The organism is Aestuariivirga sp. (genome assembly GCF_037139295.1).
Lineage (GTDB): Bacteria > Pseudomonadota > Alphaproteobacteria > Rhizobiales > Aestuariivirgaceae > Aestuariivirga.
Genome location: NZ_JBAXGR010000262.1, coordinates 1 through 2,094 on the forward strand (window position 1 = coordinate 1; position 2,094 = coordinate 2,094).

The 2,094-nt window shown below is 61.7% G+C and carries 3 protein-coding genes; all 3 read right to left on the reverse strand.

Annotated elements, in window-relative coordinates; genetic code table 11:
- Window positions 1-426: glycosyltransferase (locus WCJ41_RS21680; protein WP_336907914.1), on the reverse strand; the 426-nt coding region annotated here is incomplete at its 3' end.
- 36 nt (window positions 427-462) lie between these two features.
- Window positions 463-1,653: a glycosyltransferase gene (locus tag WCJ41_RS21685; protein ID WP_336907915.1), complete on the reverse strand. Its 1,191-nt coding sequence runs from the start codon at window positions 1,651-1,653 to the stop codon at window positions 463-465.
- On the reverse strand, window positions 1,644-2,094 hold a 451-nt coding region (locus tag WCJ41_RS21690), incomplete at its 5' end, for a glycosyltransferase (protein ID WP_336907916.1). The genes WCJ41_RS21685 and WCJ41_RS21690, both read right to left, overlap by 10 nt.

Genomic DNA, 2,094 nt, shown 5'->3' on the forward strand with positions numbered 1-2,094 from the left:
GTACCCCTGCACCGGCGACTCGCGGACGTGCCAGACCAGAGGCGCCCCGCAACCGCGCAGGCCGTTGGTCAACAACGCTAGCGTGACGCTGTTGAGGTGCACGATATCGGGCTTCCAGGCATCGATTAAGTGTCGCACCCGGGCCACGCCCGCGGGTCGTTTGGCAAACGCCCGGGCTTGATAGACGCAGGCCCGGGGATCACCCAGCCGGGCCCAGCCCGCCGTCGTGTGACGAAAGAGAGGGATTTCCGGGGTGTCGAACACTGTCGCTCCACGGCCCTCGTAGATCTTCCGCACCTCGCCGTTGGGTTCCACCATGGCTACGGCGACGTCGTGCCCTGCCCCGATCATGCCCTCGACAAGGTAGCGCAGGCTCACAACCGAGCCGCCTGGGGTACCCGCGTGCTGGACGTAAAAAAGTCGCACGTCAGCAGGGACCCTTACCAGTGAACGGCGTAGGTCTCACGTTACAGCGGCTGTAACCCGTTGCCATGGCGACTTGTCGATACCCATCCGTATGAGCCATGAAGTGAAGTCGTCAGCTGCACGCCGTGGCGTCATTTGATCCACGGCAGCGGCTATGCGTTGCATCCATCGATCCCGTTCATGATCATCCATATGCAGGACATCGTCGATAGCTTTGGCGATATCGGACGGTTCATCTGTTGCCGTAAAGTGTACTAGGTCGTCGTAGCCTGGACCAATTCCATCTGTGCGAGTGCTGACGACGGGGCGGATGTACGAGAGATAATCCAGCAGCTTTGAGGGAAAGTTTGTTCGGTTTGCTTCAAAGTTCAGTGGCCTCGGATTCACCAGTACGTGCGCTTCGGAAGCCAACTCGGCAAGATGGTCGTCTGTTACCATGCCGAGATCCTCGACGCCGGGGGCGGTCTCACAAGCGCGAGTGATTTCCCGATCGAGGCCCTTGCCTTGGCCCGTGATCAACAGCCGCACTCCAGCGGTCTTTAACAGCGGTAGCGCCCGAATGAGGCGGTCGATACCGCCTGCACGGGAGTGAGCGCCCGCATAGAGAAGGAGCGGCGCGCGCGCCTTAATGAGAAACGCTGGAGCGACAGCCCGCGGCATGATCGCGCCGGCCAAAAGATATTTCCGATCGCCGGGCGCATGGGTGTACGCCCAATGCGAGATGAATGCCACGCCGTGCGCCCGAGTCGTGGCACGCTTAAACGCATGCCATCCGTCAGATAACGGGTCATGCGAACACTCCAAAACAACGGGCACCCACGGCACCATTTCCGCTACGGCGGCATCGGCGACACCTTGCATCCACGGATCGGCGTTGTAGGTGACCACGACGTCGGGGCGTGCGGCACGGATTGCCGCCAGCGTGGCCCGGCGGTAGCCCCAACGCAGGGACCGATTGCGAAACCGGCTCACGTTCGTGTAGCAAACTTGGGTGCCTTCCGGGTCGATTTCGTGCATATCCGCCTGGCTGGCAGCTGACACACGCAGCGGCCCCCAGGGCCACGTCCGGTGAGGCTCGTGCCCGATCCAGCGCACGTGATGCCCTGCTTCGCGTAGCCCGCCAATAAACATGCGCTGCCATCGCATGGTCGCGGGATGAGGCGCCGTGCCGCGGATCATTGCCTCGCTCGACTGGAGCGGGCCAGACCAGAGAATGTTCAACGGCATGGCCCCATGTTTCGCCATGGCACGGATGGTGCTTCGGTCTGTCGGCATACGGAACCGACAATGTCGACGAAGTATTTCGCAATGCTCGCAGGGGCGAATTGGCGGGCATGCTCGCGAATGATTGCCCGTGTCGTACTGTTCGTCCGCCCTAAATGAATGCGATCCCGGATCGCTTCGGTAAGATGTGTGATGCTTCGGGCGGAAACGACCTGGCCCAAGACGGGCTTCGCGACGAGATCTGCCGCGCCGCAAGCATCTGAGCAGACAACGGGCGTGCCCACGGCAAGCGCCTCGTTCACGACGACGCCCCATCCGTCGAATCGACTGGGAAGCGCAAGCAGATCGCACGCGCGAAGCATTGCCGATATCTGCTGGTTCGGAAGCGAGCCTCTCCATACAACGCGATCCGAAAATCCCTCGGCTTCAGCCTTTTTCCGGAGT

Bases quoted from the DNA above. Each gene is read 5' to 3' on its own strand.
- WCJ41_RS21685 (WP_336907915.1), bottom strand. From the start codon at position 1,653: ATGCCGTTGAACATTCTCTGGTCTGGCCCGCTCCAGTCGAGCGAGGCA.